This is a genomic window from Accumulibacter sp. (assembly GCF_032229525.1).
Classification (GTDB): Bacteria; Pseudomonadota; Gammaproteobacteria; order Burkholderiales; family Rhodocyclaceae; genus Accumulibacter.
The window spans coordinates 1-5,800 of the sequence record NZ_JAVTWB010000193.1 but is presented as its reverse complement, the minus strand read 5'-3'; the positions used below and the strand labels follow the sequence as shown (position 1 = coordinate 5,800).

Sequence of the window (5,800 nt, the reverse complement as noted above, 5' to 3'; positions counted from 1 at the left end):
AAGTTGGCGACGTTGGTGACCACGCCTTCGAGAATCATCCCCGGTTGCAGATCCTTGACCGTTTCGACCCCTTCCCTGAAGACGGCGGTCTTGAACTCGGGGCGCGGGTCGCGGCCGGGCTTTTCGAGTTCCTTGAGGATGTCGCGCACGGTCGGCAGGCCGAACTTGTCGTCGGTGTACTTCTCCGCCTGCAGCGCGTTGAGGACGCGGGTATCACCGATGCACTCGCGCAGTCCCTTCTTGATGTCGGCCAGGATGCGTTCGACCAGCGGGTAGGCTTCCGGGTGTACCGCCGAGCCGTCGAGCGGGTTGTCGCTGTCGTTGACGCGCAGGAAGCCGGCGGCGAGCTCGAAGGCCTTGTCGCCGAGGCGGGGCACTTCGCGCAGTGCCCGCCGGTTGGTGAAGGCGCCGTGCTGGTCGCGGTGGGCGACGATGTTCGTTGCCAGCGTCGCGCTGAGACCGGAGACGCGGGTGAGCAGCGGCACCGAGGCGGTGTTGACGTCGACCCCGACGGCGTTGACGCAGTCCTCGACTACCGCGTTGAGCGCTTTCGCCAGGCGGGTCTGGCTGACGTCATGCTGGTACTGGCCAACGCCGATCGACTTCGGATCGATTTTCACCAGTTCGGCCAGCGGATCCTGCAGACGACGGGCAATCGATACTGCGCCGCGCAGGCTGACGTCGACGTCCGGGAATTCGCGCGAGGCGTACTCGGAAGCCGAATAGACCGAAGCGCCGGCCTCTGAAACGACCATCTTGCGCAGGCGAAGCGCGGGTTGCTGGGTGATCAGATCGGCGACCAGGCGGTCTGTTTCGCGTGACGCCGTGCCGTTGCCGATGCTGATCAGGTCGACCTGGTGCTTGCCGGCCAGCGACGCCAGTACCTGCAGCGAGCGATCCCAGTCGCGGCGTGGCTCGTGCGGGTAGATGGTGGCGGTCTCGAGCAACTTGCCGGTGGCGTCGACGACGGCGACCTTGACGCCGGTGCGCAGGCCGGGATCGAGGCCCATGGTGGCGTGTTTGCCGGCCGGTGCGGCGAGCAGCAGGTCGTGCAGGTTGGCGCCGAAAACGCGGATCGCTTCGGCTTCGGCGCGCTCGCGCAGGGCGGTCATCAGTTCGAGTTCGAGGTGCAGGGAGAGCTTGACACGCCAGCTCCAGCGCACCGTGTCGACCAGCCATTTATCGGCGGGCCGAGCGCGGTCGACGACGCCGAAGCGCCGCGCGATGCGTGCCTCGCAGGGGTTGCTACCGGCGGCCTTGTCTTGCTCTTCGCTGTCCAGCACCAGCGCCAGTTGCAGCATCCCTTCGTTGCGGCCGCGCAAGAGCGCCAGTGCGCGATGGGAGGGGATCGCCAGGATCGCCTCGGAGTAGGCGAAATAGTCCTGGAACTTGGCCGCCTCGGCCTCCTTGCCGGCGACCACGCTGGCGCGCACCAGGCCGTGCGCCTCGAGATGGCTGCGCAGTTCGCCGAGCAGGGTGGCGTCCTCGGAGAAACGCTCCATCAAGATCTGGCGGGCACCGTCGAGGACGCTCTTGACGTCGGCAAAGCCGGCTTCGGCGTTCAGGTAACGCTCCGCTTCGCCTTCGGGTGACAGCGTTGGATCGGCGAAGAGGGCTTCGGCGAGCGGCTCCAGCCCGGCCTCGCGGGCGATCTGCGCCTTGCTGCGCCGTTTCCGTTTGTACGGCAGGTAGAGGTCTTCGAGGCGCTGCTTGGTGTCGGCGGCGTTGATCTCGGTGCTCAGGGCGACGGTCAGCTTGCCCTGTTCTTCGATCGACGCGAGGACCACGCCCCGCCGCTCTTCCAGCTCGCGCAAGTAAGTCAGGCGCTCGTCGAGCAGGCGCAACTGGATGTCGTCGAGACCGCCGGTAACCTCCTTGCGGTAGCGAGCGATGAACGGCACGGTCGCCCCGTCGTCGAGCAGCGCGGCAGTGGCCACAACCTGTGGTGGGCGGCAGCCGATTTCTTCGGCGATTTTCTGGGCGATACGGTGTTCGGTCTGGGAAGGCATGACTGAAGGCTGGGGTGCCTGGTTGGCTGAAAAGAGCGCGAACTATGAAGAATCAGGCGGCAAAACTCAAGGGTGACGAGTCTCACGGCAGCGCTGCGGGCGTCGATCGAATTGCCGCCATTCTACGAATCAGGTTAAATTGCCGTTCTTGGCGGCTGGGTCCGGTGGCCATTCAGGGGGACAACATGAACATCGATCTCGAACACTTTGGTCTGAAGGATGTGCCGGTCGATCCGGACAGCGTATTCACTTTCACCGAGGGGCTTGCCGGCTTTGCCGACTGTCGCCGTTTCAAGATTTTTCACGAGGAAGGCAAGGCGACGGTTTTCTGGCTGCAGTCGCTGGACGATTCAGCCTTGATGTTCCCGATCGTGCCGCCGGAGACGCTCGACCTCGAGTACCAGATCGAGCTCTCGGACGCCGACTGCGCCTTGCTCGGCCTGGAGCGTGCCGAGGACGCGACAGTGGTGGTCATCGTCTACCGTGACGACGCAGACGGCGGCAAGATCGCCGCCAACACGCGCTCGCCGATCATTCTCAATCTGCGCAACCGTCGAGCGATGCAGAAGGTGTTGCAGGAAGTGCACCCGACGCTGTTGTATCGCGCGCGCTGATGGGTGTCAGCCGGAGGCGATGCGGCGGGTCAATCATCAACCTTGCGCGAGCGGCAGTGTTGGCGCTTTGCCTGGCTTCTCCTGCTCTGGCGGAAGCTCCGGCAGCAGCCGGCAAGGTCAAGCGCAGCGAGGGGGGGGTGACCATCGAGCGCGGCGGACTGGCGCAGCCGGCGCAGGTGGGCATGCGCGTCTTCGTCGGTGATCGCATTCGTACCGCTGCCGACGGCTTGGTGGGGGTGACGCTGTCCGACGACACACTGCTTACCGCCGGGCCGCAGAGCACGCTGCTGATCAACGAGTTTCAGTTCAATGGCACGACCCACGAGGGCAATCTGCTGGCCACCCTGGTCAAGGGAACGCTGAGTGTGGTTACCGGGCTGATCGCCAAACAGGCGCCACAGAACGTTCGCTTCAAGACCCCGAACGTGGTGCTCGGCGTCAGGGGTACAGAATTCATCGTCGAAGCGCACGGAGAAGGCGAATGAGAACGGTGACCGCTTGGCTGGCTCTCTTGTCGCTGATGATCACCGCCTGCGCGCCGCTGTCCGACAAGGTGATCCTGCTCCCCGGGCCGGATGGGCGAACCGGCGCCCTGCTGGTCAGCGCGGCGGCGGGCGACATCGTGCTTTCCGAGCCCTACACCGGCGCCGATGTTGCCGGCGGCAAGGTGACCATGGTGCGTACCAGTCCGGGCATGGTGCGTAACGACTATGGCTGGCTGCTCGGCCGGCAGCCGGCGCGCCCGCGGCTGTTCGTCGTCCATTTCCAGTCGGGAAGCAGCGTGCTGACCGCTGCATCGCAACCGGTTCTCGATAGCATCCGCGCGCATCTCGCCGCCCTGCCGGGCGGCGAAGCGGTGGTCATCGGACACACTGACCGGGTCGGCGCGGTCGCGACCAACGACCGTCTGTCGCTGCAGCGCGCCAATCTGGTGCGCGAGATGCTGATCAGCGCCGGTGTCGCGCGGGAGGACATTTCGGTGGTCGGGCGGGGTGAGCGCGCACCGGTGGTGGCCACCGCCGATGAGGTGGCTGAAGCGCGTAACCGCCGTGTCGAAATCAAGCTGCGTTGAGCTTGTCCGAAAGTTTGGCCGCCGGCTGACGCCATTAATCCTGCGGCATCTGCTCGGCGTGGTGGTGCTGGGCGTGCTGCTGGGTCACAGCCTGCACTACCTCGAGATCGACCCGCTGCGCCGGCTCGATGCCGTGCTCTACGACGCCCGTGTGCGCTTCTTCGCGCGTCAATCGGTCGACGAACGGATCGCCATCGTCGACATCGACGAGCGTTCGCTGGCCGAGCTGGGGCGCTGGCCGTGGAGCCGGGCGCGCCTGGCCGAGCTGGTGGAGCGGATCGGCGGGCAGTACGGCGCGCTGCTGACCGGCCTGGATGTGATCCTGGCCGAGCCCGACGACAGTTCCGGCCTGGCGTCGCTGGATGCCCTGAGCCGCGGCCTGCTGCGCGGCAACGCTGCTTTTCTGTCAGCACTGGACGAACTGCGCCCGACCCTCGATTACGACGCTCGCTTGGCCGCTACGCTGCGCCGCTACCCGGTGGTGCTCGGCTTTCATCTGTCGAACGGTGCCGGTGCGGCCCGCAGCGGCGCGCTGCCGCCACCGCTTCTGGCCGATCCCGCCACTGCGGCGACCGCCGGGCTGACGCGGTGGGCCGGCTATGGCGGCAGTTTGCCGATCCTTCAGCAAGCCGCCATGGGCGGCGGATTCCTCAACGCGCCGGTCGATCCCGACGGAGTGACGCGGCGCGCGTTTCTGCTGGCGACGGTTGACGGGAAGGTTTACGCGGCGCTGGCGCTGGTCATGGCGCAGGTCCTGCTCGGCGATGCCACGGTGCAGCTGCGCGTTGCCGAGCCAAGGCACGGGCAAGGGGGCGGGCTCGATAGGCTGGAGCTGCTCGGCGCGCGCGGGGGATTGCGCATCGCGACCGATGGCCAGGCGAGTGTGCTGTTGCCTTTTCGTGGCGCCGCGGGCAGTTTTTCCTACCATTCGGCGGCTGACGTGCTGCTGGGTCGGCTACCCGTCGACAGTCTGCGCGGGCGGGTCGTGCTGCTCGGTACGACGGCACCCGGATTGCTCGACCAGCGTGTCACTCCGGTCGGCGAGACCTACCCGGGCGTCGAGGCGCATGCCAACCTGCTGGCCGGCTTGCTCGATGGCCAGTTGCTACAGTCGCCGGGCTATGCACCAGCCGCGGAGGCGGGCCTGCTGTTGCTCGTTGCGATCGGCATGCTCGTTGCTCTACCGCGCGTGTCGCTGGCCGGGGGCGCTGCGCTGACCGGCGCGCTGCTGGCGCTGGTGGTCGCCGTCAATCTGGCGGCCTGGGTCTACGCCCGGCTGTCCTTGCCGATGGCGGCGGGCCTGGTGCTGGTGGTGGCGCTGTACGCTTCGCACCTGTTCGTCGGCTATTTTCTCGAGCGACGAGCGAAGCGCCGGCTGACGCAGCTGTTCGGTCAGTATGTCCCGCCCGAACTGGTCGACGAGATGAGCCGCGACCCCGAGCACTACAGCATGGCCGGCCGTAGCGCCGAGCTAAGCGTGCTCTTCGCTGACGTGCGCGGCTTTACCAGCATGGCCGAGACGATGCCGCCTGGCGAGCTGGCCCAATTGATGAACGAATACCTGTCGGCGATGACCGATGTCATCCGTGCCCATCGCGGAACGCTCGACAAATACATCGGCGATGCGGTGGTGGCTTTCTGGGGTGCCCCGCTGGCCGATGCGCAACACGCGCGGCATGCGGTTGAGGCCGGCCTGGCCATGCAGGCCGCGCTGCATGGCGTCAACCAGGGCTTTGCCGCCCGCGGCTGGCCGGGCTTGCGGATCGGCATCGGCATCAACACCGGCACCATGGTCGTCGGTGACATGGGCTCGCGCCACCGGCGCGCGTATACCGTGCTCGGCGATGCGGTCAACCTGGCATCCCGCTTGCAGGGGCTGTCGGCGCACTACGGCGCCGGGGTGATTGTCGGCGACGCGACCCGCCAGGCACTTGGTGACTGGCCCTGCCGTCAACTCGATGTGGTCACCGTACGCGGGCGCGCCGCGCCGGTGGCCATTCACGAGCCGCTGGTGGCGTGAAACGCGTTCGTTGGAGACAAGCCCCTTTGCCGTTACCGTGAAAGTCGCCTTCGCGACTCACGAATCTCCCTTCTCCCCCGCGCGG

General features: G+C 66.8%; 5 protein-coding genes. 4 read left to right on the top strand and 1 reads right to left on the bottom strand.

Features of this window, described 5'->3' with window-relative positions:
• Positions 1-2,009: Tex family protein (locus tag RUW20_RS15190; protein WP_313953070.1), on the bottom strand; the 2,009-nt coding region annotated here is incomplete at its 3' end.
• A 185-nt stretch (positions 2,010-2,194) separates the two neighbouring features.
• Between RUW20_RS15190 and fliW the strand changes: the two genes are divergently transcribed.
• Genes fliW through RUW20_RS15170 form a run of 4 tightly spaced genes read left to right on the top strand, consistent with a single transcriptional unit; the run spans position 2,195 to position 5,715 of the window.
• A complete protein-coding gene (gene fliW, locus RUW20_RS15185) occupies positions 2,195-2,623 on the top strand; it encodes a flagellar assembly protein FliW (protein ID WP_313953069.1) in 429 nt (142 codons plus the stop codon).
• 56 nt (positions 2,624-2,679) lie between these two features.
• The gene (locus tag RUW20_RS15180; protein WP_313953068.1) at positions 2,680-3,108 is read left to right on the top strand and encodes a FecR domain-containing protein; all 429 of its coding nucleotides are present in this window, start codon (positions 2,680-2,682) and stop codon (positions 3,106-3,108) included.
• A complete protein-coding gene (locus tag RUW20_RS15175) occupies positions 3,105-3,695 on the top strand; it encodes an OmpA family protein (protein WP_313953067.1) in 591 nt (196 codons plus the stop codon). The genes RUW20_RS15180 and RUW20_RS15175 overlap by 4 nt, the downstream gene beginning before the upstream one ends.
• Positions 3,646-5,715: an adenylate/guanylate cyclase domain-containing protein gene (locus tag RUW20_RS15170; protein WP_313953066.1), complete on the top strand. Its 2,070-nt coding sequence runs from the start codon at positions 3,646-3,648 to the stop codon at positions 5,713-5,715. The genes RUW20_RS15175 and RUW20_RS15170 overlap by 50 nt, the downstream gene beginning before the upstream one ends.
• The last annotated feature ends 85 nt before the right edge of the window (positions 5,716-5,800 follow it).